The following is a 247-nucleotide window of genomic DNA, read 5'->3' as shown; positions in this document are numbered from 1 at the left end:
ACTGGTATCTGGAACTGTCCAAGCCTGTGCTCAGTGATGAAGACGCCAGTGCCGAAGCCAAACGTGGCACCCGTCGCACCCTGGTGCGCGTACTGGAATCCGTGCTGCGCCTGGCGCACCCGATGATGCCGTTTATCACCGAGGAAATCTGGCAGCGGATCGCGCCCCTGGCCGGCAAGACCGGCGACAGCATCATGCTGCAGGCCTACCCGCAACCGGATGCCACCAAGCAGGATTCAGCGGTTAC

The 247-nt window shown here is 62.3% G+C and carries 1 protein-coding gene; it reads left to right on the top strand.

Features of this window, described 5'->3' with window-relative positions; genetic code table 11:
• Positions 1-247: class I tRNA ligase family protein (locus B2W52_RS01960; protein ID WP_286801086.1), on the top strand; the 247-nt coding region annotated here is incomplete at both ends.

The organism is Marinobacter sp. UBA2498 (assembly GCF_002341575.1).
Taxonomy (GTDB): domain Bacteria; phylum Pseudomonadota; class Gammaproteobacteria; order Pseudomonadales; family Oleiphilaceae; genus Marinobacter; species Marinobacter manganoxydans.
Note: the sequence above shows the minus strand (reverse complement) of the source record. Positions and strands in the feature narration are given on the sequence as shown.